Genomic DNA, 23,238 nt, shown 5'->3' with positions numbered 1-23,238 from the left:
TTTACTGCGGGATCTTTAATCGTTGCCCCACTTTGATGGTATTTTGTTCCTTTAGCTGATTATAGCTTGTGATAGCTTGTATGCTAGTATTGTGCTTGCGTGCAATCTGAAGAAGCGTATCCCCTGACTTCACGTCATACTCCTTAATTCTTGGAACTTTCAGAGTGGTCCCGGAAGGTAGATGGTTATACGAGTTGATTTGATTATGCTGGGCCATCATCTCCATGGATACACCATACCGTTTTGAAATGGAAAAAAGCGTCTCGCCTGGTTTTACTTGGTGGACAGCAGCATTGGCCGTTCTCTTGGGTGATTCCTTGGCTTTGACCGCTTTCCTTTCTATATCATCCACCACAACATAAACCTTAACCGAATTCTTTTCTTGAGCTGATGCCAGCTTGGCTCCTGCTGACTTTGTTTTCACAGGTATGATGATCCTTTGGTTAACCAGCAAGACTCGATTGGGATCAAGTTGGTTGAGGCTAGCCAACTCGTTTACGGTAAGTCCGTACTTTCTCGCAATGCTCCAAAGCGTATCTCCGCTCTCAGCCATATGGATAAAATTCAAAGTTACAGCACCGATTGACTTATACTGCTTAAAGTCCACCGTGATCTGAGTACCTTGGCCCGTTACTTTCATATTTGGCTGTATCTGGGCATAGGCAGGGTGAAACCCTGCTGTGAATAGTCCCACACACGCTGCCAAACTTAGCCCTATTTTCCCCATGCTCGTTTTCACTTCTCCTGCTCCTCCTGCCATGATTTTCTAATTGACATCTATCGACAGATTTCGAGAGCAAACTGCTTTTTCTGGGGGTCATAAAGCTAAAATGTTGGCAAATTATCTAAGTTATTTTCACGGATGCCATCTGGCTCGGAACGCAGGATATCCCTTCCATATTTGTGGAATACATCCACGTGCGCCAGCCTTCCTGCTTTTGCTTCGGCAAGAGCCTGATCATATCCTAAAACGCGTCCGTTTTGTGTCTGAATGGCCATAATGTTTCCATTTTCATTTTTCCTGACAGCGATGATCTGCTCTTGCTGACCCGCAGCATAGGCCATATCAGAATTCTGGAAATTCAGGTTACCTTGGTAGCCCTGATAGCCCTGGTACCCTTGATGGCCCGGATGGCCCTGACTTTCCTGATTGTACTGCAGAGTAGCGCGATTTTGTTGTTCTAATTGAAACAGTCTTTGTTCTAATTGGTAAAGCCTATCCATGATAAACGGTATCGGATTGGTTTGTTGGTACATGGGCTTGATTCTTCCTCACTTATCATTAAAGTCCTGTTGATCATGCATTTGGTGGTACTTCTGTTGTGGGGTTGACAAGTTCAAAGCATCCTCAACCGTTTCGCGTGCTTTCCGATCATCTTGTTGCTGCTCAACAGCTTCTTGCTCCAGTTGCATTATCTTCCTCGGATTATTAGGCATGTGTTTCCTCCTTAAGTGGGTTAAGTTTATATTTCCCTAATAGCATCCAAATCATTTCGTCTTTTTCCCTATAAGCTTCCCCCATAAATTTGGTAGGTTCATTTTAGTTGATAGGAATGGTAAGATGGAAACTATTAATGAACCCATAGACTAGAAATTACTGAGGAGTCTTAATTATGATTTGGAAGCCCTATGATCCCGTTCATGTCCCCGCGCCCATGCAGGAATGGCTGAACGACTCTCGCATTCCGTTCCTTTTCGGGCCCATCCTTTTTCGTCGGGGCGTAACTACGACAGAGGAATTGGAGCACTTTTTTTATGGGAGCCTTGAACAAACGACTCCCAGCACCGCTTTCGGTCCGGCTATATATAAAGGCGTAGAACGCTTGAAGCAAGCATTCCTGAATAAAGAGAAAATTGTAATCGTAGGAGATTACGATGCCGATGGTACGACAGCCGCTACCGTCATGATGACCGTATTAACCACTTTGCAAAAACATTACGGCTTTGAAGTGGAGTACCTGATCCCTGATCGCTTTTCAGAAGGCTATGGATTAAATGACCATAACTTGCCTCGCCTGCTAGAAAAGAATCCGCAATTAGTTATTACGGTAGATTGTGGGGTATCGAGTGATACTCAAATTAAAGCATTAAAAGAGTTAGGGATTGATACGATCGTAACTGACCACCACGAGCCTAAGCAGGCATTTCCGCAGCATGCCTATACGGTGATCCATCCGATGGTAACGGATTATCCTGAGCATGGCATTTGTGGCTGTACGGTAGCCTATCAATTCATGAAGGCGATTTGGGAATGCCAAGGCAAGAAGCCCCCTGCTTGGGTGGCTGAAGATCTCTTGGACCTTGTAGCGGTAGGCACAGTATGCGATATTATGCCTTTAAGAGGAGACAATCGAATTTTTGTCCGGCTAGGTATGGAGAAGATTCGCAGCGGTCAGCGATTGGCCTTCCGGCTTATGAAAGAAAAATTCGGATGGAAGCAGGTCAATACGAAAACCCTTGGCTTTTCCATCGGACCTCGCATTAATGCGGCTGGCCGGATGAAGGATGCCGATCCTGTCGTCAATTTGTTATTGTCCCAGGATGTGAGCTACTGTGAAAACATCCTTGCCGAGCTGGAAAGAAGAAATACTGAGCGGAAAGCAGCCCAGGAACACGTGGTCGAAGTCGGAATGAAACAAGCTGAAAACTCCCCCTTCCGATTTGTTTTAGCTGTAATGGATGAAACGTTCCATGAAGGGGTAGTAGGCATTGCCGCTTCGAAGATTGTCGAACGGTTTTATAAGCCCACCTTTTGCCTATCCAAGCATGAAGGAAAAGTCAAAGGCTCCGCTCGCTCCATCGAGGGCGTTCACCTCTTTCAGCTGATGGAGAAATATCAGTATCTCCTGGGCAACAAATGGGGAGGCCATGCCGCTGCTGCAGGCCTTACCTTTGAAGACGAAAGCATGGTGGAGCCTTTCTTCAGGGCCTTGGATGAGGAACTGGCTGCCTATCCACCGGAAACCTGGATCAAAATTCACCGTTGGGATGCGAAGCTTAGCAGCGATGACTTACCGGAGATGGATCGTTTTTTTGAGGTACTAGCCAAATTGGAGCCTTTTGGCCAAGGCTTTCCTTCCGTTCAATGGGCGATTGAAGGAACGCTCCTTCCTGGCAGAGAGCTCAAGGAGGATCAGAAAATCGGGAAGCTTCAGGTAGGTTTTTTGAATATTCCTTTCGCCATGTGGTCAGGTGCCTCCCGCGCAGCTTTCCACCAGCCTCAAACCTACTACGGCAGCTTTGAGTACAGTGATTTCTGGAAAGCCATGCAGGTTTTGCCTGTTTGGGTTGAGTAGGAAGTATGACGGGAGAAGCTCCTATCTCCCGTCAAATATCATCCATCTCCCCTTTCGTATCTTCCTTTCCAATACCATTTCACTCTTGATAATTCAAGCAGGAATTTTAGCATGAATGGCTAATACTATTACTCGTTGGACATATAGGAACTGAACCCTCATAAGATCCTTTTCTATTACGAATTGTATAAGAAGCTATTGGTAAGGAGGGCTGGCGGATGATCCCCATAAGTCATAGATATCAATTTGGAGAAGAAATTTTCTCCTCTTCAATGGGAAGCCTTTTTCTCGGAACTGACGTCTCATTGAAACGCCAAGTTTACCTTTATCGAATAGATAAAAAGAGTAAAACTAGCCATGATGAATATATGCGAATGATAGCGGGAGTCTCCCATGTTGCACACCCCAACTTTTTTCACATCCTAGACATGGGTTCCACACCAGAAGTTTACGCTGTGATGGAGAAAAGAGAAGGCACCCATTTATCTCAACTGATTCAGCAGGAAAAGATAAACCTATCCTTTCAAGAAACCCTAGCATTGGTGATTCAAGTCGGAAAAGCCGTTCAGGATGCCGTGGAAGAGCGAATCCGAGGGTATAGCATCACTGCGGAGAATCTTTGGATTTATCGGAATCAAGTTATGGTGATCAATTACTGGAGTGAAGGAGAGAAAGAGCACCGCAGCGTCTTAGGCTTGGTCCACTTGCTCTATCAATTGTTAGCCAGAACCATTGTTATCCCTCCTCAGTATGAGGAGCTGGAACAAAACGTAAGAGAAAACTTAAACCAACTCACCCCCGGAGAAAAAGGGGCAATCCTGCGAATTATTCGGCGAGCTTATAACGGTCAAGATTCAGTCTCGTCCATTATTTTGGAACTAGGCAACCTGCTGCAAGGTCCGGTGCCAATCGAAATCCAAGCAAATCGACTTCCCGCGGAGCCTCCAGAACCTGCAGTTGAAACAAAAAAACGCTTGCTCACCAAACCGAAGGCATCAATTGCTATTCTATTCCTCCTTGTCGTTCTCGTAGCTGCTTTAGGGAAATCATACTGGAAAACGGAAGAAGTAACCGTTTCTGAACCGCCCGTTATCACAGAGGTTCCAACGAAAGTGGTCACAGAACCCGTTGCAGAATCTCCGGAAGTTGTGCCCGAGCCATCCAACAATGCTGAGAAAACTCAGGTAGTCCCTAATCTAGTAGGACTCACGAAGGAAGCTGCAGAAAAGTTGGCCCTGGAGCATGGGCTGCGGTATCAATTCTTTCTAGAGGTGAGCGAGAAGAATCAGGGAGAAGTTTTCAAGCAAGATCTTCCCGTTGGAAGCAAGGTGGGCAAAGAAACGCGCATCACCTTCTGGGTCAGCAAGGGCCAAACCCCTTAATCGCGAATTTCATACTTGTCTCTTAAAGACGCCGGTGCCCATTTGACAATGGTTTGAAGGATCCAAGCCAATAAAGTCAAATCGTCCAGGATCCCAAAAAAGACAAAGAAGTCAGGAATTAAATCAAAGGGGAATATTATGTAGCCAATTACAAGCAGAGCGGACAGAAGCTTATAAGCGCCAGGCACCTGCCTCGAACGAAAGAATTCCAAGAGGAACGGGATGGACTTCCTAAGATTAAAAAGAAAACGAAAACGTCTGAGCATTTTTCGCATGAGCATCTCCCTCTTACATCTTTTGGTAATATATCATACACGTTATAATTCATATATTCAAGGCAATATGAGAAAATCCATGAAAAGCAGGGTCCCCAAACCACTTTGGGGCTCTGCTTTTTGTCCTTGAGGACCATTTTCTAGTAAGCTACTTTTTTTGAGCCTGATTTAAAAATAACCGCATCTATATCATCAATGGAAATAGCCCGTTCACTTGATTTAGACTGGCCCGCTTTCGACATCAGCTTAATCATGACTTGATTTCCCTGAACGGACAAAAGCATCCCGGTCATAACAGAACCCTTTACCTCTAGTTTTACTTTCTTGCCTACTAGCATGGCTAGCGTTTCTGCACTAATCTCGTCCAATGAAATAACCTCCTTTCCTAAGCCGTTTCTACCCTAATAATATATGAATCTTCTCTTTGAAAAGGCTAGACGAGGGTCGATAGTTAATGACCCGTTTCATCTACAATTATTTACAAGAATGCCTATAACCCTTTCCTTCCTCTCATATTTCCATTTGCATTCTGTATTTATCTTGATTAAAATAGAGAAGGTTTAGGAAACGATTTTTGTTGAAAAGGTGAAACTTATGCAGTGCAAAGTTTGTAAAGCTTCTGTTCCGTCTTACACTGGAGTTTGTAAGGAATGTGGTTCTCTCTCCCATTCTCCGGTACAATCTTTTAAAGACACTGTCAATAACTCCCTAGCGAATATTCTCCTTGGCTCCTTTGGGATTCTAATCTTAGGGATTATATTCTTAACCGTCGTCGCAAATGAACTATGAAGCGAAAAATGGCTAAAGCATACTCTATCGAGTACTTTAGCCATTTTTACTTTCAAGAAAGACATGATATCATTCATTTATATAATATATAATGATAGGAAAACGGAGGGATCGATATGCAATTTAAAATGAAAGATAATGGGTTTACCACCCAATTTGAATATGGCGAGCTACATATTTCAGGCGATGCTGCGTATGGATTTCGGCCTTATCAGCTGATGGTTTCTTCTATTGCGGTTTGCAGTGGAGGGGTTCTGCGAAAAATACTGAATAAAATGCGGATTCCTTATGAGGACATTCAGATTTCTGCTAATATGGAGCGAAATGAGGATGAAGCGGACCGGATAGAAAAGATTCATATGCATTTCACCATTAAAGGGGAAAACTTAAATCACATTAAAATAGAGAGAGCACTTGAGCTGACTCGAAAGAATTGCTCTATGGTGCAGTCTGTTAAAGATAGCATCGAAATTACCGAATCTTTTGAGTTAGTTCCTTAAGAAGCAGGGCTGGAATCCAGCCCTGCTTCTTTTTTCACCATAAAACTTGTGCATCTTGCGATAATTTCTGCAAGCCCTCCCAGGCCCTCATCGATGTTTCGTAGCCTTCCTTCAATTTTGCAGGATCCCCAGACTCCATCCCCTCAAGCTCTGTGCTTAGCCCTAAACGATACTGACCCACAACATAAACAAACTTCGCCTGAAATTTTCTAAGCTCCGGATGGTCTGGATGCAGGTCATTGTTTACCTTGTTCCAAATATAGAGCAAATCCTGGTGGGTCTGACCCATCATTTCCCTCACTTCGCCAAGTTCATCGTGTGCCTGGGCCTCTTGCAGCCCCAATTCAAGCTCTTCAATTAACGCTTGGGCTGTTGCAATAAACGACTCCATCTTATGAATGAAGTCTTGGTCATTAGGGGTGGGGGCGCCCCGTACAGCAGATAAATCATAATCCATGCTTTCCGTTGATATTGCCGATTCACGGGAGAGACTGCATCCGCTAAAAATCAAGCCAAACAGCAATATGAATGTAATGAATAGAAGGGAGGTTCTCACCCTAGCTCATTCCCCACCTTTCAGATGATTCTCCCTACTACTCTATGAGCTTGTCCCGGAAAAAATGAATCAAATACCGCCTATGAATCGCAAGCAAGAGTTAACCACTTTATCGCTTGGTCCAGCTCCTCTTTTGTTGTATATCTTCCGAGACTAAAGCGAATCGTTCCTTGGCCCTCAAATTCCTTAATCCCCATCGCTTTCAGGACGCTGGATAATTCCACTATTCCTGAATGGCAGGCTGAACCAGTAGAAGCAGCCAGCTGCGGAACGGCTGAAAGAATATCACTTCCGACCCGTCCAATAAAGCTCACGTTTAAAGTATTTGGCAATCTTTCCTTAGGATGGCCATTTAGCCGGATATTTTCACCAAATTCCTCCTGCAGCCTATTCCAGAAATAATCACGGTGATCTTGAATGGATCGATTTGGCAGTCCTTGCTCCGCCAGCTCACACGCTTCTCCAAGCCCTACCGCAAATATGACATTTTCTGTGCCTGCGCGGCGCCCCTCTTCATGTCCAGCTCCATGGACAAAAGACTCCAGTGGTGTTCCCCTTCGAATATAGAGAGCTCCCACTCCCTTAGGAGCATACAGCTTGTGTCCCGCAATACTCAGGAGATCTACACCCATATCATCTACCCGTGTTGGAATCTTACCCACAGACTGGGCAGCATCCGAGTGCAGCAGGATTCCATGCTTTTTGGATATTTCTGCAATGCGAGCTATCGGTTGAATGGTGCCCACCTCATTGTTCGCATGCATAACGGAGATAAGAATGGTCTTCTCTGTGATCGCAGCCTCGATTTCCTCAGGGGACACTCTTCCGTGTTCATCGACACCCACATAAGTGACTTCCGCTCCTAAGCGCTCAAGAAACCGGCAAGGCTGAATGATGGCAGGGTGCTCAATCGCTGTGGTAATAATATGGTTGCCCTTCTCTTTAAGCGCATAGTAAACGCCTTTTAACGCATGATTATTCGCTTCGCTTCCGCCGCTCGTAAAAATGACTTCAGACGGATCGCAGCCCAGCAACGAGGCCACCTGTCTCCGCGCCCGTTCAACCGCCTGCTTGGCGGACAAAGCCGCCCAGTGGGTAGTCGATGGATTTCCGTAATGCTTCTCCCAAAAAGGCTTCATCGCTTCGACCACTCTTTGATCAATGGGTGTACTGGCATTATAATCCAAATAGACTTGCGTCATATTTCCTACTCCTCCTTTACCCATTCCCAGCGATGTTCATACTTACTCAGCATCGGATGAAGGGAGTGGGCCGTTTTCTTTACAATAAACATTCTCAACTTGCGAATCCATTGTTCAAACGAAGAATAGCTTGCAAATCGGTTCGCATAATCCTCTGTCCAATATACGAAGTGGGGTCCCTCATATCGCTCGGTTAGAGAGCGAAGGGAAGTATCCAACGGGGTATATTTTTTTCTTTTCCCCTCCCACTCATCAATCGTTGCCCATGTTTCCAATCCCATGTCACCAAGGGATTCTCTAATCGTTCGAACCCGGTAAAAATAAGGACTGCCGTTGGAGACACCCATTCGCTTCAGCGTCTGTTCATGTAGGGGGTATAGCACAACTTGAACAAACCCTCGATCCACCGAGAACTCATACATACTTGATAAAGAGCTCAAAGGGTATTGCTCAAACGAATCAATGACGAGCAGCGTCCCCTTCTCCTCCCGTTCAAGCGGTTGGTAGCCATAAGGGACCATCGATCTTTGCCGTGACATCTCCTTCTCCTCCTTGAAATATCTTCCTTAGCTAAGACTATGGCGAAAGGGAAATCCTAGCAGTGGAGGTGATACTTATGAGCGTAAATAAAGATTTGAAAGAACAGGCTTATGAACAACTAGCGGAAAAGCAGATCGAAGAAATCGACCGGATGCAAGCCAAGCGATTCGGATTACCTTTGTCTACTCACACGAATCCGCAAATTCAGGCCCAAGTTTTTTCCGATCTGTTTTCTGGCATCCCTCAATCTGAAGAAAAAGAGGAGCCTCGTTAACATCATATCGATAATTGCTAGGAATATCCAGAAAAAAAAGGAGGCTCATCCGAGCCTCCTTTTAGAAACTTCTTTGACGATTGGTTCCTGATAGAGCTGTTGCATGCTCACGAAATCCCCATCGTTCGTTGCCATAATCCCATGATAGCTAACATCAAGCCCAATTTCTTCTTCTTCTGGCGAAACCCGGACAGGAACGAATCGATCAATCCATTTAAAGCTGAACCAAGTTGCAAAATACCCCCAAATGCACACGACGAGAAGCCCTAACGCCTGAACGCCCAACAGCCCCCATCCGCCGCCATAAAATAACCCGCCATCTGTCGCAAAAATTCCTACAGCAAGTGTTCCAAAAATGCCTGATACGCCATGAACAGGAAAAGCCCCAACAGGATCATCAATTTTCCACTTTTCTAAAAGGTTAGTAGATAGAATCATCAAAATACCGGCCATAGCCCCAATTAGAATAGCTGATTTGTTGCCTACAAATGCACACCCCGCTGTGATCGCGACGAGTCCCGCTAAAGACCCATTAATAACAGAAGGCGCATCAGCTTTCTGATAGCGAAACAGAGTGAATAACAGGGCAGCTGCTCCTCCTGATGCTGCGGCAAGCATAGTAACCAAAGCAATGTGGCCTATTCTCACATCTGTGGCGCTTAACGTACTGCCGGCATTAAATCCGAACCAACCAAACCAGAGCAAAAAGGCACCTACGGATGCGAGAGGCAGATTGCTAGGCATGACAACATGGTTGCCGGCTTCGTTCGTGAATTTATTTAATCGGGGTCCAATGTACTTTGCGGCTGCCAAGGCTGCAAATCCACCCAACGCATGAATCGCAGCTGAACCTGCAAAATCAAGCATGCCCAATTGCCCCAGCCAGCCCCCACCCCAAATCCAATGTCCTGAGAGAGGATAGATCACTGCTGTCATTACCATCGTATACAGGATATAGGCCTTAAAGTTAATGCGTTCCGCTACTGCACCGGAAACGATGGAAATGACGGCAATGACAAAAGCGGCTTGAAAAAGAAAATAAGCATCCAAGGAAAAAGGAAAAGACAGATGACTTAGGTCGCCGGATATCATAAAGCCCGTGGTTCCAATAATCCCTGCAGCATCTTTTCCATACATTAAGGCGAATCCCAAAAAATAAAAGCAAAGTGTCCCGAAGGTGATATCCACGAATACTTTCATAATAATGCTGACGGAATTCTTTAGCCTTACAAAACCAGCCTCCAATAAAGCAAAACCGCCTTCCATCAGCAAGATCATGGCCGCCGTCAGCACGATCCACACCGTATCCAAACCAGAGCTAAGCGTTTCAATATCCATGCTATCCCTCCTCTATTGACAAGAATTTTCTGTAGTTTTTTTCTAACTCATACGATAAGTGCAGGGGTACAAAGAGCTTGTCTGTCTCTTGACGAACCTCTGTAATCCATTTTTCAATCCTTTTCATGTCAGCTTGTATGTCATTAATTTCTTGCAAAGGGCGCTTCACATAAACCATATATTCAACGGCGAGGTGATGCTCCGGCCGTTTAGCAGCTAAGAGTCTCCTAAAAGGTCCCATTGATTGATAAACCCTTTCTTCCGCATTTCTTTTATTCTCATACTGTTCAACCTTCTCAACCAGTCCCCGTACTTGCTTTTCTCTTAAATGCAGCATCTCTTCAAGGAGTGGCATCATCCGATCTGTATTTACCTCATCCATTAAAATTTGTCCTGTACCCTCAAGCATAACAACCATGTCATATCACCTCACCTATATTGTTAGATTATATTACATGATTATGATTATAGCATAATCATATAAAGTTTCAAGATGAAAAAATGGGATGATGCATGAAGCATCACCCCATTTTCCTTACATTTTACGTCTGACAATGAACTCGGTATCATCCTCGTTGATACCCCTCGTGTAGAAATCGAACCGCTCTCGGTCAATCGCCCCTTGAATGCGATCCTCGCTACGTTCATTCACATGGTCGACCATAATCGTCAGCGTATCTTGTGTTTTCAATTGGTCGAGCAGTTGATGGATATGCTGCAGCTCATTATCACTTACTTCGTGCATGACGTTATAACGATAATCTGCCATGTCCTTCCCTCCTTAACAAGCAATCATGCTCACCCTTATCATTTCCTGTTTGAAGGAAAAATTGCACTGTTCAGAAGCGGATTGGGGGCACATCCTATCTTTTGAAAAGTAAAATATAACGTAACATCCTAAATTTACTGGTGGTGAAAAAGCAATAATGATCTTAGGGACAAGAAAACGACTCACCATAATGAATCAACTGTATCAGCGGAAATTACTCCAGCCTGACCATGTTTTTCGCTTATTGCATTTATCCGTTAAAAAGAAAAAACCCATTTCGGTTATTCGTCTCGGTGATGTCATGGCTAAGCTGTTAGCTAGGAAGGACATCTATACTTTAAAAGACGTCTCTCCCTTTCTTGGCATTCCCTATCCCCCACCCCCTAAACTTTTAAGGGCTCTGGAGCATTCCGTCCGCCATGCTACCGTGGTTGGAGTCACCTATTTTCCAAACCGGGCCAAACAATTAATGCAATTCATGCAGGCGAAACAATGGAAACCAAAACTCATTACGGATTCATTTATCAACGACCAATTATATGAGAATGGCTATCTTCATGAATTAATTCGCACCCATCGGGTCGCCCTTGTCGGACGGTCGGCAGAGAAAGCAGCAAAACAGCTGAGAAAAAAAAATCTTCATGTGGCCATAACCGTAAATCTTGAGCATTCCCGCATGCTTCCCCAAACGTTTAGCTTTCTGAAACAAAAAAGAAATAAATGGGATATCGCTCTGGTAGGGGCAAGTGTACCAGGAAGAATCTTATGCGTACATCTCACCCGCCGTCTAAAGAAGACATCGGTAGAGATTGGCCATATGATGGACGCCTTAGCTGATCCTAAAGAGTGGAAAAAACACCATGACCGCATGCGTTTTAAAAAGCGTTGGATGAAGAAATTATTAAAGGGGAATAGGGCTTAACCCCAAGGCCGTTTATTCACCTTCTCAGATAAGCTCGTAACCTCCCAAACTCCCTCAAGGAACTGAAGCGTATAATCAGCTTGATAGACCTCGCCAGGCTTACCGGCAAGAATACCTTTACCTTTCGTACCTGTAACCCGGACTTCATATTCATCGAATTCCTGCTTTAGAACTTCAATCGATAATAAGAGAGCCTCGGTTTGATCAGTCAATGGAACAGTAAAGCTTGGTTCTGCCGAGGAAAAGCCTCCATCAATAGTTCCAAATACCACCTGGCCATGGTAAGCCATTAATCCTTTAGCCACTGTTCTTTTCTCATCCTCCTTCCATGTCTCTAGGCTGCTAGTGTCTAGAGCTAGCACCTCTGGAGGCTGACCGACTTGTGGCGAGCGAAATAAGTGTTTCATTACAGCCCGGTATAACCCAATCTGATCGTCTGCTTCTTTAGCCGTCGTAAAACTGAAAGTATGAGATCTTCGCCCGGCTGTTACCGTAACTAGAACCTTCTTTCCAGGCAAGTACATTTCTGGAGTAAAGCTCATTCCATCCTTAGATCCGGATGTGGCGCCAAGAATCGGAATGGACGAATCATCCGCATAACGCACCTCCATTCCCATGCTTGAGGCTTCTTGTTTCCACTGTACGGTAATCGTATCATATAACGGAACGTTCACTGCCCCATCATTTGGATAAGTATTTTCAATCCATGTGGCATCGAGATACTTATTCCACCCTAACCATCCAGCGAATAGCAAGAGAAGGACGGCCAAACTCGCTCCTGCCCGTTTGGCAGATAACCGGATAGGAGATCCTGGAGAGGCTAAATCCTTTAGGATGATCCCAGCCGTAAAGAGGGCAAGAAAAGCTATGGCAAGATGGGGAAGCATAGGCAGAAAACTGCCGATCGCGGCCTGCTCTGCGGGTCCTTCGGTAATGGGAGATCCCCGGAAAATAAACCAAAAATAAATCGGCGGAATCTGCCCGAGAAGAAACAAGAGCATACCTAATAAAGCTGTGATTAAAGAGATTTGTTGTACAGCCCTGCTTTTCAGCCATAAAAGCCTAGAGCCCAACCACGCTAAGGCACCTCCCCCTGTCGCTAACATGGCCCATAAGGTGATTTCCGCCTCCGTTTCATTCCCTAATAAATACCACGGAAAATAAGGAAAGTATAAAAGCCCCGCAAAAATAGAAAGGACTCCTGTCCATTGAATCCAGCGAGCCGTTTTAAGCAGTAACGTATCCATATTACAATCTCCTTCATTCAACAAATAGAGAGGCTGCCGGAAAGCCTAAGCTTGCTGGTCAGCCTCTAAATTTCTATGTATTCATTATAGCTTATGCATTACTCTCCTAAAACCCGCTTTGCCCCGTAGAAAGGATAATTATTGATATACCACGTGACATCACTAATTTCAACCGATTTCACGGCAGAATGGGCCATTTTATTGTTCCCGATATAAATTCCCACGTGTGAGATTTTACCGCTGCCATAAGAATCAAAAAACAGAAGATCCCCTGCTTTCCAATTTTCCCGTTCAACCTGAATGCCTAGAGCAAATTGTTCCTCGGAAACCCGTGGCAATTTTACACCCAGCTGATCCATTACATACATGGTAAATCCGCTGCAATCAAATCCATTCAAGGTAGCTCCACCCGTGACATAAGGGATCCCGACTAAAGGTGCTATAAGCTGTTGGATTCTTGAAGCGGAGAGATCTCCAGACCGTGAAGCTTCTTGCTTGGGGATGTGTCCAAGTAGCGGAGTATATATATATCCTTCTATTTTTCCCCATTTCACTTGGGTCCATAGCTCACCTGTTTCCTGAATATCAACGGCCGTCCCCTTTTTCAGTACAGTCAAAATTTTCGATTCCAGATGGCCTTCTTGTCTTAAGTTGACATTTTCCGTTACTATGGCCCTCTTTCCTGAAAAACGAACTCCAACCGCCTCCTGCAGTACGGGCTTAGCTTCTGGCAGAGCAATGGCTTTTGCCCCAACGGCAGGCTTAGTGGATAAGACCAGCTTTTGACCGAGATATAGGGTGTCGGATGATAGATGATTGAGGGTTTTAAGCTGGTCCACCCCGAGTCCATACTGGCGGGATAGTTTAAATAAAGTGTCACCCTTGGCTACAATATGCTCTTCAGCTGCGGATGCAGCTGTAGAAGATAGGAATAAAGTCAAGAATAGGATTCCCGTGATCTTTTTCATGAACACCACCTCCGGTTGCCGAAAACTATGAATCTCTTAGTCTAGTATACTTCATTCGCGACAGAAAAGTAAGAATAATTAGATATTCTATCTGTTTCTGTCAAACGAGGGAAGATTATGTAATATAATTATACAATAGCACAATAGTGGAAGGTTATGATAAATCTATTAAATTTTTTGAAGTCTTTATGCGCTTCCAGCCATATTCATTTTCCTCCAGTGCTATATTTTGATCAGTCTTTGCAAAAACTATAGGAAATCATACACTGATTTCATCCCATGTCTAAATGGAGGCAAGCTAATTATGGTTGAGATTACCCTGCACGTTCGCGGAATGTCCTGCGACCATTGTGTAAAAGCAATTGAAGAAGCTTTAGGCTCGTTGCCTGGAATTGAAAGAGCCTTGGTTGATTTAGAAAAAGAAGAAGTTCATATTCAATACGATTCGGACATAGTGGATCCGAATCGGATGAAAGAAGCCATCACGGAGGCAGGGTATGAAGCCGATTAGGTGCCTTCAGCTCCAAATCCAAACGGTCTACGAGTAATAAATTATACAAAAAAAGCCTTCCATTCCAGAAGGCTAATTTCTTCTCAATAAAAGAATGACTAAAAGTATAAACAGCACAAGGATGATAATAAATTCGTCGTCCTGAAAAATTCCGCCAGAATGATCACCCATACACAGTACTCCTTTCCCGCCTACACTTCAGTCTATGAGGCCATCGCCTATACGGAATAGGCATAGGCCCAAGCAGGAAGTAAAATGGGCATAGGCCTAGGGCTTTTTAGCTTTTTCTAAGATAATACAACATCGTCTTTTTGACCTCGGTCCGCAAAACATCCCAACTAGGGTTGAAAACGTGATGATAACCCTTATACAGAAACTTAATGCTTATGCCCAAATCCGTTCTTTTCTGTTCAAATACTTTAACCCCATGTATCCTCAATGATTTTTTATTATGGACTATATCCAGATCTACTTTTTTGATTGCTTCTTCAAGCAGCGTAAGATATGGTTCTTTGGTTTTCAATGATGACTCACCAAGCACTTTTTTATCCCGCACTAAGACCGTCAGAACCAAAGGAAAAAGAACATAATTTCTAACAAGCGTTTCTTCAGTTTCGCTAGGGTGCTGCAAGGCTATTCACCTCAATAGGAACATTTGTTCTTATTATACACAAAAAGAAAAGGAAAGAGAACAAATCCCTTTCCTTTATCAATGGAAAATCTATATGGTTCAGTTATTTTAGAGCAGAAATAGTCTTCAATTCTGGGCTAACAGTAAAAGAAGCTTCTGTTTTTTCGATGACTTCCGAGACAGAAACCCCTTCCTGGGTTTCCATCAACACCATGCCTTCAGCTGTAAAATCAAAAACCGCTATTTCTGTAATCAGCCGGTGTACTACTCCCTGACCTGTTAACGGCAGTGTACATTCCTTCTTAATTTTAGATTCCCCATGCTTATTCACATGTTCCATAATTACGATCACACGCTTTGCTCCATGGACAAGGTCCATGGCCCCCCCCATTCCTTTCACCATCTTCCCGGGTATCATCCAATTGGCCAAATCTCCTCGTTCGGAAACTTCCATTCCGCCAAGTATCGCCAGATCGATATGGCCGCCACGGATCATGGCAAAGGATTCCGCGCTATCAAAATAAGAGGCACCAGGAACAGTCGTCACGGTTTCTTTACCTGCATTAATAAGGTCCGGGTCTTCTTCTCCCGCTAAAGGATATGGACCGATGCCCAGCAGTCCATTTTCGGACTGAAGCAGTACGTTGTAATCCCGCGGGATCTCATTGGCCACAAGCGTAGGCATACCGATGCCAAGGTTGACGTTCATACCGTCTTGAATTTCTTGTACTGCACGTTTAACGATAATTGATCGAACATCTTTCATGATTTCACTTCTCCTTCGGATATTTTTCAAGCCACTTAAGCTTGCATAACCGTTCTTCTTTCGATTCGTTTCTCATAGTCCGTGCCTAAGAGGACACGCTGGACATAAACTCCTGGGGTGTGGATTTCATCTGGGTCTAACTCTCCCACTTCTACGATTTCTTCCACTTCCGCAATCGTGATTTTCCCCGCCATGGCTGCTAATGGGTTAAAATTGCGTGCGGTCTTTCTGAAAACGAGATTTCCGAGCGGGTCCGCTTTCCAAGCTTTCACCAAAGCAAAATCTCCTACAATTCCTTCTTCCAAAATATACGTTCTTCCATTAAACTCTTTGTGTTCCTTCCCTTCAGCTATTGGAGTCCCTACTCCAGTCGCTGTATAGAAACCAGGTATGCCTGCCCCTCCTGCACGGATTCGCTCTGCCAAGGTGCCTTGGGGGACTAATTCAACTTCAAGCTCTCCGCTTAAGAATTGCCGTTCAAAAATTTTATTTTCACCTACATAAGATGAAACCATTTTCTTGATTTGCTTGTTTGCTAGCAGAAGGCCAAGCCCCCAATCATCTACTCCACAATTATTGCTTACCACGGTTAATTCTTTTGTTCCCTGTTCCTTCAGCGTCTGGATCGCTTTTTCCGGAATTCCGCAAAGCCCAAACCCTCCAACAATTAAAGTGGCTCCATCTTGAATATCTGCAAGGGCTTCTGCAAACGAATTCATTACTTTTCCTTTTTTCATCAACCTCTCTCCTTCCATGCTAATTCCGTACTTCATCAATTGTCCAAAAATTAGAAATTATATCTATATGTAAGAGTTTACACCAAGCTGTCATATAAGTAAAATGAATATAAATAATTCATTCTATAACAAAATAGAATAGTTAGGGGATCACTATGGAGCTTAGAGATATAAAATCCTTTATGGAGGTAGCAAACCATAAAAGCTTTACGAAAGCCACTTCCCAATCCTACTTATCCCAGCCAGCTTTGAGTAAAGCCGTTAAAAAATTAGAAGAGGAACTTCATGTCCAATTATTTGACAGGTCACGTCGTGAATTAAAGCTAACGGACGCTGGTCAAATCGTTTTCCGGCAAGGCGTTAAAGTACTGACCGCCATAGACGAGCTAACTGCGCTTTTGGATGAGTTGATAAATATGGAGGCAGGAGAGTTGAAAATGGGGATTCCTCCCTTAATTGGGACTTTATTTTTCCCTTCCATCGCTAGAGTTTTCAATGAAAAATATCCGAAGGTGACCTTGGAATTAGTAGAGCTAGGGGCAAAGCGCATAGGTAAATTAGTTGAAGCGGGGCAAATTGATCTAGGGATTATCGTACTTCCGAGCGATCCAAGCAAATTCAATATCTATCCTTTCATTAGTGACGAATTTGTATTATATGTTCATAAAGATCACTATTTAGCCGGACTAAAGGACGTATCTCTTCACCAGCTTAAGGATGAAAGGTTTATTCTATTTTCACATGAATTCACATTACATGACTATATCAAGCAAGCATGTATAGCAGCTGGCTTTACTCCGACCGTCTCTTACCAAAGCTCCCAATGGGATCTGATTATCGAACTTGTGTCTTCCCAGCTTGGGATTACAATTCTTCCAAAAGCCATTTATTCCAAACAAAACAACCCTCAAATCAAAATTATCCCATTGAATAACTCCACACTGGTATGGGAGCTAGGGATAATAACAAAAAAAGATGCTTACCATTCGTTCGCTTTGAGGGAATTGTTAAAGCTGCTTTCAGTAGGAAATCAACAAAAAGTCCCGTGATTAAATTCATCACGGGACCTTTAACAGCTAACTTAAAAAAGATTTAAAACCAGATAAGCAATTGAAGCGAGCAAGGCCGAAATAGGCAGGGTAATTACCCAAGTTAACACGATTTTACGAGCAACTCCCCACTTTACTCCCTTTACCCTTTTGGCTGCGCCTACCCCCATAATGGCTGAGGATATAACATGCGTGGTACTCACAGGCAAGCCGAATTTTGTAAATACTATGATAATCAGAGCCGAGGATAAATCGGCAGGCCTACTATCGTTACATATGCTAATGAAAATCAATTTGACATTGTCGTCATAGGCAGCCGCGGGTTAAACGCCCTGCAAGAATTTGTTATCGGGAGTGTAAGTCATAAGGTTTCTAAGAGGGCAAACTGCCCTGTTATGATTGTTAAATGACACTGAAAAGAGGGTTTCCCAAACAAAGTGCCCGGCACTCGGGAAACCCTCCTTAATTCTCCAGCTACTCCACCGTAAGCGACTTGGCTAAGTTCCTTGGTCTGTCAACATCATGTCCCCGAACGATGCCAGAATAATAGGCCAGCAACTGAAGAGGGATGGCAGCAAGAATCGGCATCAGGAAAGGATGAGTCTCAGGGATGTATAATACCTGATCCACCTCTTCGGTAAGCGAGTCCTCTCCAATGGTTGTCACTCCGATGACAAAAGCATCCCTGGCTTTTACCTCTTTAATGTTACTAATGACTTTATCCATGAGCTGTCTTTGTGTAGCCAGGGCAATGACGGGTACTCCTGGCGTAATGAGGGCCATGGTTCCGTGTTTCATTTCCCCCGCCGCGTAAGCATCGGCATGGATATAGGCCACTTCTTGGAGCTTAAGCGCCCCTTCCAGCGCCAGGACATAATCCAGACCACGCCCAATAAGGAAAAGATGCTCTTGGTCGAAGGTCACTTGCGCAAACTGGTCGATCGCATCCTTAGTCATGATCAGAGTGGAGTCTAGGTCCATTGGCAAGCGAGTTAAAGATTCCAGTAATGACATGGAATGAACCTCAGCCGTTTGACCCATTCTTTGCTCGAGCCATAACGCCAAGAGCATCATGGCGGTGAGCTGGGACGTATAAGCCTTGGTCGAGGCAACCGCTAATTCCGGACCAGCCTTCGTGTAGATCGTATTGTCCGCTTTCCTGGAAATCGTGCTCCCTACCGTGTTTGTAATGGCAATAATGGGGCAGCCTGAGCGTTTTCCTTCGCGAAGAGCCGATAAAGTATCAGCGGTTTCTCCTGATTGACTGATTACGATTATTAAATCATTCTCGTCAAGAGGAGGGGGATCATCTCTAAATTCAGAGGAATACGATGCTTGAACAGGCACCTTCAGCAACTGCTCCAATACTTTTTTTCCAATGATCCCGGCATGGTAAGAGGTCCCGCTGGCTACAATATCTATCTTTCGAATCCTTTGCACTCGTTCCTTAGTCCATACAGCTTCCAGCTCAGGTAATTGAATGCCGTCTGGTGTCAGCCGGCCCGCTAACGTCTCTTCTACAGCTTTGGTTTGCTCTAGGATTTCCTTTAACATATAATGCTCATGATCTTGGAACAGAACATCTTGCACATTCCATTCCGCAAACATCCGTTTCGGTTCGATCATTTCCCCATCCAGCGACTTCACCTGTACTTTGCCAGGAGTCAAAATGGCAATTTCCCCGTTTTTAATGGGGTAAATTTCTCGCGTATAGGGGAGAAGAGCCGGAATATCTGAAGCCAGGTATGCCTCTCCTTTTCCATATCCTATAACCAATGGATTATCGTGAGAAAGGGCAACGATCATATCCGGATGTTCCCGAGACATCATCGCCAAAGCAAATGAACCTTTCAACAAAGGCAGGATCGCTTGGACAGTTGTTTCAAAATCCCCTGTATCGTACTCTTCCAGCAAATGAGGGATCACTTCCGTATCCGTGTCTGTCGTGAATTGATGGCCTTGTTTCTTTAAGCTCTTTTTTAAAGACGTGTAATTTTCAATAATTCCATTATGGACCACCATAAAGCGATCATCACATCCTGTGAGAGGATGGGAGTTTTGCACAGAAGGAGTCCCATGGGTTGCCCAGCGCGTGTGCCCGATCCCAATGGTTCCCTGCGGGATGGGCTCCCTTAAAATATGGTTTCGCAGATCCTTTACCCGGCCTACGGCCTTTCTTTTTTCAATGGTTATCCCGTTAGAAATAGCGATGCCAGCGGAATCATACCCTCGATAGTCCAACTGATCTAAACAGTCTAAGAGGATCGGCTGTGCATTCCGTTTTCCTATATATCCTACAATTCCGCTCATTTTTTCACCTCGTTCAACTCATGCCTCTCTATTATATCGAATTGATTTGCCTTGTGCGAACGAAAAGGCACATTTCTTAACAAACCGATTTCTTATTAAGTTCGTTGCAGCTTTTTTGAAGAAATGTTTTATCTACAACACATCACTTTTTTAAAAGAGATACAGCCTATTCCTTGAACCGAATTCGTCTATAGGCAGTTACCGTCATCAATGTGTTAAATCACGTCTATCTTTAGCAGTTCATCTATATGTAATTTGTCGGTAGGGAACTCCATCAAAAAATATTTTTGTGAATTAGGCAACATGAAACTTGTAGGATAATATATTTTTAGTAATTCGAACTTAATTATTGTTCTGCGTTAAATTAATGGTTTGATACCGCAATGAAGGAGGAATATCAAAATGAGCCTTGCTAATTGGTCAGATATCATGGATATTTGTAAGGATAACGCCCCTATTGAAAATTTCCGTGGAATCAGGAGAAGAAAAATTGCCATAGCTCAACTGTTAAAATGGCAGAAAGAACTGCCCGCTCCTGTCGAGGAATCAAGACCCCATGCCTTGGTTACCCTGAAGCCATGAAATGATCCAGTACCATAATGAGGTGGCGGAACAAGAGATTCTTTCTTTGAACCCCCACCTTATCTATGAGCAATCCAACCGTCACTTACATACATTGTGTTTGTATAGAAATTTAGAGCGGGAAGGAGCCATAAATTTCAATGCAGCGCATGATGTGCAAAGGCAAGATCCATCGAGCCACCGTGACGGAGGCGGATTTAAACTATGTAGGAAGCATCACCATTGACGCCTCATTAATGCAGTCGGCAGATATCCATCCTTATGAGATGGTCCAGGTTACTAGCTTGAGGAATGCTACGCGTTGGAAGACATATGCTCTTCCAGCCCCTGAGGGCTCCGGCAAGATTTGTTTGAATGGCCCCCCAGCCCATCTGTTCCAACCTGGGGATCTCGTGATTATACTTAGCATGGGCCTATTCTCTGAACAAGAAATTAAAGAGTTAACACCCAAAGTTGTTTTTGTTAATGAAAAAAATCAAATCGTAAATGTAATCGAGCATCCCCTCCCCAACCAGGAGATACCGTAATGGGCAAAGCATACAAAAACAAATGGAGTAAATTCAAGATTTTGAAGGAAAGCAAGAAATTATCCTCTGCACTTCCAGAGACCCAAAAATTTTCTAAGCAAAACCTGTGGAAGATGGTCGAAAAATACAAGGAAGTCATCTTAAAACCCGTCGGAAGCAAGGGAGGAGAAGCGATCCTCCAGCTCACCTCTTTAGGCCATGGAAAGTATGAAATTCATGCTGAGAACAAGAAAAAAGTCATCATTGGAAAAAGACCGGCTTTTACGGAGGTTCACAAAGGACTTAAAAAGGACCAATACATCATTCAGCGAAGAATTGACCTTGCAACGATTCGAAAACGCCCGTTTGATCTGCGGGTGATGGTCCAGCGGGGCAAAACATCCCCATGGACAGTGACGGGGAAGCTCGCTAAATTAGCAGGGAAAGGATATCTTGTAACCAACATTAAACGGAGCAAAGGAAAAGTTCTTTCGCTTGAACATGCACTTCAGCAATCATCCGCAAAAAGGTTCCCGAGGACTAAGCTTCTTTCGAAAGTGGATGATATCTCTGTATCTTCAGCACAATGCTTAGGAAAATCATTCCCCGGGCTAAAAACGGTAGGAATGGATCTGGGAATCGACCAAAAAGGAAAGGTCTGGGTAATTGAAGCTAATTTTTTCCCTGATGTTTCTCTTTTCCTTAAGCTGAAAAATCGGAAAATGTTTCTAAGGATCAAAAAATGGGAAAAGAAATAAGCCGGAAGCCCAATATTTGGGCTTCCGGCTTTTTATGCTGCTTTTTCTGCCATCTCTTCCCGAATAATCCATCGATGCAGGAAATACTCAGTTATGGCTAAAAACGATGCCGTCAATAATGCACCAACCATGGATACGTAAGCGCCTGCGATGAAAAATTGGCTCATAAAGACGATGGCAGCACTTGCGAAGAAATCAAGGATCGTCATCACCCAAAGGCGTCCCGGCTTTAACCATATCACTTCCATCAGATGTCCTGCGGCAGCAAGAACCAGACCTACCACTACAGCTTGTAGCCATGTAGGGTAATATACTTCATCTGTCATCCAATTCACCATGAGAACGACTGCGGGACAAACGATGATCTTCATCAAAAGACCACTCATATAGACCCTCCCCATATTGTTGTTTATAGGTATTATTTCCAGCCTATGAATTAAATATGAGGAGCATAGCGCAATGTCACCCATTCATCGGTTTGGGATCTCTCCGCCAATTGGAACCCATTCTGCTCTAGCAATTGCATTATCTTAGGGGCACTCCACTCCACAAGTCCTGAGAGAAGTAGATTGCCCCGAAACCGCTGCAGCATGTCGTACCTTTCAATAATCAGACGGGTCTCGTCCCCACCAATATTGATAAAGATCCAATCATAGGAGAGATCGATTTCAAAATCCCCCTCTAATAAATCAGCTTGCTTCACGGATATTGAAGAAACCCCATTTAGCGACGCATTATATTGAATCTCCCTTTCTACGGGCTCTATATCTATCGCATCCACATGGCTTGCCCCCTTCAAGGCTGCTGCTAGGCTTAAAATGCCTGACCCTGTACCAAGATCAGCAACCGATTGACCAGTGAAATCCTGCTTTAATATCATTCTTAAACAATCTTGAGTCGTCCCATGAAGTCCCGTTCCGAATGCCCCCTGGGGATCAAACCACAGGTATTGCAGATGGGGATATTGATCAGGCGGCGTATCCGGAGAACAAATGATCCACCCATTGTCTAGGTCGATGTCTTCAAAGGGCTGCTGCCAGGAGTCGGTAAGAATGAATTGATAGCTAATCTCTTCTTCTGCAACTCCAAGCGCATTTGCCAAGATGTCTTTATAGGCGCTTGGCTGAGAACCGGTTCCATCATCCTCCGCATATACCTTAAGATCGATGGTGGCTTCCAGCCTCTCCTGATAGGCATAGCCATTCTCTGTGGTTAACAGTTCAATCGGCGTGTCATAGGAAACATAATAGATGCCTGCTTCGTTTAGTTTATCTACCGCTTCCTCCGCGTCTGCGTACGGGACTTGTATGGTAAATTCATGCAACATGCG

At 44.2% G+C, this 23,238-nt stretch carries 28 protein-coding genes and 3 pseudogenes; 11 read left to right on the top strand and 20 right to left on the bottom strand.

Annotation, left to right across the window (positions count from 1 at the left end; all coding sequences use genetic code 11):
* Position 1 precedes the first annotated feature (1 nt).
* The 3 genes and pseudogenes from ABLT31_RS03025 to ABLT31_RS03015 all read right to left on the bottom strand — a co-directional run bounded on the left by ABLT31_RS03025 (position 2) and on the right by ABLT31_RS03015 (position 1,437).
* On the bottom strand, positions 2–739 hold the full coding sequence (locus tag ABLT31_RS03025) for a LysM peptidoglycan-binding domain-containing protein (RefSeq protein ID WP_367748684.1): 738 nt from the start codon (positions 737–739) through the stop codon (positions 2–4).
* A gap of 86 nt (positions 740–825) precedes the next feature.
* Positions 826–1,041: pseudogene (locus tag ABLT31_RS03020) on the bottom strand (DUF3892 domain-containing protein); the annotation flags it as partial.
* 231 nt (positions 1,042–1,272) lie between these two features.
* Positions 1,273–1,437 (bottom strand): hypothetical protein, encoded by a 165-nt coding sequence (locus tag ABLT31_RS03015; RefSeq protein ID WP_367748682.1) that lies wholly within the window; start codon positions 1,435–1,437, stop codon positions 1,273–1,275.
* Between the two features lie 176 nt (positions 1,438–1,613).
* On the opposite strand from ABLT31_RS03015, the gene recJ reads away from it, so the two are divergent.
* Together recJ and ABLT31_RS03005 are read left to right on the top strand one after the other, a co-directional pair.
* Positions 1,614–3,296 carry a single-stranded-DNA-specific exonuclease RecJ gene (gene recJ / locus ABLT31_RS03010; protein WP_367748680.1) on the top strand — a complete coding sequence of 561 codons (1,683 nt, stop codon included), beginning with the start codon at positions 1,614–1,616 and terminating at the stop codon, positions 3,294–3,296.
* A 218-nt stretch (positions 3,297–3,514) separates the two neighbouring features.
* Entirely contained in the window at positions 3,515–4,678 is a 1,164-nt protein-coding gene (locus ABLT31_RS03005) for a PASTA domain-containing protein (protein ID WP_367748677.1), read from the top strand.
* On the opposite strand, the gene ABLT31_RS03000 is transcribed toward ABLT31_RS03005, so the two are convergent.
* Both ABLT31_RS03000 and ABLT31_RS02995 read right to left on the bottom strand, forming a co-directional pair.
* A complete protein-coding gene (locus ABLT31_RS03000; RefSeq protein ID WP_367748674.1) occupies positions 4,675–4,953 on the bottom strand; it encodes a YkvA family protein in 279 nt (92 codons plus the stop codon). The genes ABLT31_RS03005 and ABLT31_RS03000 overlap by 4 nt on opposite strands.
* A gap of 140 nt (positions 4,954–5,093) precedes the next feature.
* Positions 5,094–5,321, bottom strand: a complete 228-nt coding sequence (locus ABLT31_RS02995) for a hypothetical protein (protein WP_367748673.1) — start codon at positions 5,319–5,321, stop codon at positions 5,094–5,096.
* A 537-nt stretch (positions 5,322–5,858) separates the two neighbouring features.
* Here ABLT31_RS02995 and ABLT31_RS02990 point away from each other — a divergent pair.
* Positions 5,859–6,242: an OsmC family protein gene (locus tag ABLT31_RS02990; RefSeq protein WP_367748670.1), complete on the top strand. Its 384-nt coding sequence runs from the start codon at positions 5,859–5,861 to the stop codon at positions 6,240–6,242.
* Positions 6,243–6,276: 34 nt separating this feature from the next.
* On the opposite strand, the gene ABLT31_RS02985 is transcribed toward ABLT31_RS02990, so the two are convergent.
* The 3 genes from ABLT31_RS02985 to ABLT31_RS02975 all read right to left on the bottom strand — a co-directional run bounded on the left by ABLT31_RS02985 (position 6,277) and on the right by ABLT31_RS02975 (position 8,539).
* Positions 6,277–6,798, bottom strand: a complete 522-nt coding sequence (locus ABLT31_RS02985) for a hypothetical protein (protein ID WP_367748668.1) — start codon at positions 6,796–6,798, stop codon at positions 6,277–6,279.
* Positions 6,799–6,878: 80 nt separating this feature from the next.
* Entirely contained in the window at positions 6,879–8,000 is a 1,122-nt protein-coding gene (locus ABLT31_RS02980; RefSeq protein WP_367748665.1) for a cysteine desulfurase family protein, read from the bottom strand.
* Between the two features lie 5 nt (positions 8,001–8,005).
* Positions 8,006–8,539, bottom strand: a complete 534-nt coding sequence (locus ABLT31_RS02975) for a hypothetical protein (RefSeq protein ID WP_367748663.1) — start codon at positions 8,537–8,539, stop codon at positions 8,006–8,008.
* A gap of 77 nt (positions 8,540–8,616) precedes the next feature.
* Between ABLT31_RS02975 and ABLT31_RS02970 the strand changes: the two genes are divergently transcribed.
* Positions 8,617–8,814: a hypothetical protein gene (locus tag ABLT31_RS02970; protein ID WP_367748660.1), complete on the top strand. Its 198-nt coding sequence runs from the start codon at positions 8,617–8,619 to the stop codon at positions 8,812–8,814.
* A gap of 45 nt (positions 8,815–8,859) precedes the next feature.
* Here the strand turns inward: ABLT31_RS02970 and ABLT31_RS02965 are convergent, their stop codons facing one another.
* The 3 genes from ABLT31_RS02965 to ABLT31_RS02955 form a co-directional block, all read right to left on the bottom strand.
* Positions 8,860–10,152: an ammonium transporter gene (locus ABLT31_RS02965; RefSeq protein ID WP_367748658.1), complete on the bottom strand. Its 1,293-nt coding sequence runs from the start codon at positions 10,150–10,152 to the stop codon at positions 8,860–8,862.
* Position 10,153: 1 nt separating this feature from the next.
* Entirely contained in the window at positions 10,154–10,570 is a 417-nt protein-coding gene (locus tag ABLT31_RS02960; protein ID WP_367748655.1) for a hypothetical protein, read from the bottom strand.
* A 117-nt stretch (positions 10,571–10,687) separates the two neighbouring features.
* Positions 10,688–10,897, bottom strand: a complete 210-nt coding sequence (locus tag ABLT31_RS02955) for a hypothetical protein (RefSeq protein ID WP_367748652.1) — start codon at positions 10,895–10,897, stop codon at positions 10,688–10,690.
* A gap of 214 nt (positions 10,898–11,111) precedes the next feature.
* On the opposite strand from ABLT31_RS02955, the gene ABLT31_RS02950 reads away from it, so the two are divergent.
* Positions 11,112–11,843, top strand: a complete 732-nt coding sequence (locus tag ABLT31_RS02950; protein ID WP_367748649.1) for a GT-D fold domain-containing protein — start codon at positions 11,112–11,114, stop codon at positions 11,841–11,843.
* On the opposite strand, the gene ABLT31_RS02945 is transcribed toward ABLT31_RS02950, so the two are convergent.
* Entirely contained in the window at positions 11,840–13,090 is a 1,251-nt protein-coding gene (locus tag ABLT31_RS02945; protein ID WP_367748647.1) for an Ig-like domain-containing domain, read from the bottom strand. The genes ABLT31_RS02950 and ABLT31_RS02945 overlap by 4 nt on opposite strands.
* Before the next feature lie 98 nt (positions 13,091–13,188).
* The gene (locus ABLT31_RS02940) at positions 13,189–14,058 is read right to left on the bottom strand and encodes a C40 family peptidase (protein WP_367748644.1); all 870 of its coding nucleotides are present in this window, start codon (positions 14,056–14,058) and stop codon (positions 13,189–13,191) included.
* A gap of 304 nt (positions 14,059–14,362) precedes the next feature.
* Here ABLT31_RS02940 and ABLT31_RS02935 point away from each other — a divergent pair, with 304 nt between their 5' ends.
* Positions 14,363–14,569 (top strand): heavy-metal-associated domain-containing protein, encoded by a 207-nt coding sequence (locus ABLT31_RS02935; protein WP_367748642.1) that lies wholly within the window; start codon positions 14,363–14,365, stop codon positions 14,567–14,569.
* Positions 14,570–14,846: 277 nt separating this feature from the next.
* On the opposite strand, the gene ABLT31_RS02930 is transcribed toward ABLT31_RS02935, so the two are convergent.
* From ABLT31_RS02930 to ABLT31_RS02920, 3 genes are all read right to left on the bottom strand, one after another.
* Complete coding sequence (locus ABLT31_RS02930) at positions 14,847–15,200, bottom strand: hypothetical protein (RefSeq protein WP_367748639.1); 354 nt, start codon at positions 15,198–15,200, stop codon at positions 14,847–14,849.
* Positions 15,201–15,303: 103 nt separating this feature from the next.
* Complete coding sequence (locus ABLT31_RS02925; protein ID WP_367748637.1) at positions 15,304–15,966, bottom strand: 3-oxoacid CoA-transferase subunit B; 663 nt, start codon at positions 15,964–15,966, stop codon at positions 15,304–15,306.
* A 35-nt stretch (positions 15,967–16,001) separates the two neighbouring features.
* Complete coding sequence (locus tag ABLT31_RS02920; protein WP_367748635.1) at positions 16,002–16,703, bottom strand: CoA transferase subunit A; 702 nt, start codon at positions 16,701–16,703, stop codon at positions 16,002–16,004.
* A gap of 155 nt (positions 16,704–16,858) precedes the next feature.
* Here ABLT31_RS02920 and ABLT31_RS02915 point away from each other — a divergent pair, with 155 nt between their 5' ends.
* The gene (locus ABLT31_RS02915) at positions 16,859–17,752 is read left to right on the top strand and encodes a LysR family transcriptional regulator (protein ID WP_367748633.1); all 894 of its coding nucleotides are present in this window, start codon (positions 16,859–16,861) and stop codon (positions 17,750–17,752) included.
* A 32-nt stretch (positions 17,753–17,784) separates the two neighbouring features.
* Here ABLT31_RS02915 and ABLT31_RS02910 read toward each other — a convergent pair.
* A pseudogene (locus ABLT31_RS02910) lies at positions 17,785–18,009 on the bottom strand (inorganic phosphate transporter); the annotation flags it as partial.
* Between the two features lie 3 nt (positions 18,010–18,012).
* Here ABLT31_RS02910 and ABLT31_RS02905 point away from each other — a divergent pair.
* A pseudogene (locus ABLT31_RS02905) lies at positions 18,013–18,162 on the top strand (universal stress protein); the annotation flags it as partial.
* A gap of 64 nt (positions 18,163–18,226) precedes the next feature.
* Here ABLT31_RS02905 and glmS read toward each other — a convergent pair.
* Positions 18,227–20,062: a glutamine--fructose-6-phosphate transaminase (isomerizing) gene (glmS, locus tag ABLT31_RS02900; protein WP_367748630.1), complete on the bottom strand. Its 1,836-nt coding sequence runs from the start codon at positions 20,060–20,062 to the stop codon at positions 18,227–18,229.
* Between the two features lie 402 nt (positions 20,063–20,464).
* Between glmS and ABLT31_RS02895 the strand changes: the two genes are divergently transcribed.
* The 3 genes from ABLT31_RS02895 to ABLT31_RS02885 all read left to right on the top strand — a co-directional run bounded on the left by ABLT31_RS02895 (position 20,465) and on the right by ABLT31_RS02885 (position 21,908).
* Positions 20,465–20,644 carry a hypothetical protein gene (locus ABLT31_RS02895; protein WP_367748627.1) on the top strand — a complete coding sequence of 60 codons (180 nt, stop codon included), beginning with the start codon at positions 20,465–20,467 and terminating at the stop codon, positions 20,642–20,644.
* Between the two features lie 140 nt (positions 20,645–20,784).
* Positions 20,785–21,171: an aspartate 1-decarboxylase gene (gene panD, locus ABLT31_RS02890; RefSeq protein WP_367748624.1), complete on the top strand. Its 387-nt coding sequence runs from the start codon at positions 20,785–20,787 to the stop codon at positions 21,169–21,171.
* Positions 21,171–21,908, top strand: coding sequence for a YheC/YheD family protein (locus ABLT31_RS02885; protein ID WP_367748621.1), 738 nt, complete (start codon positions 21,171–21,173; stop codon positions 21,906–21,908). The genes panD and ABLT31_RS02885 overlap by 1 nt, the downstream gene beginning before the upstream one ends.
* Before the next feature lie 32 nt (positions 21,909–21,940).
* Here ABLT31_RS02885 and ABLT31_RS02880 read toward each other — a convergent pair whose 3' ends face one another.
* Both ABLT31_RS02880 and ABLT31_RS02875 read right to left on the bottom strand, forming a co-directional pair.
* Positions 21,941–22,294, bottom strand: a complete 354-nt coding sequence (locus ABLT31_RS02880; protein WP_367748619.1) for a DUF2512 family protein — start codon at positions 22,292–22,294, stop codon at positions 21,941–21,943.
* A 50-nt stretch (positions 22,295–22,344) separates the two neighbouring features.
* Positions 22,345–23,235, bottom strand: a complete 891-nt coding sequence (locus ABLT31_RS02875) for a 50S ribosomal protein L11 methyltransferase (RefSeq protein ID WP_367748617.1) — start codon at positions 23,233–23,235, stop codon at positions 22,345–22,347.
* Positions 23,236–23,238 lie beyond the last annotated feature (3 nt).

The sequence above is a fragment of the Ammoniphilus soli genome (genome assembly GCF_040813775.1).
The sequence above is the reverse complement of the archived record's forward strand: the minus strand, read 5'-3'. Positions and strand labels throughout refer to the sequence as shown.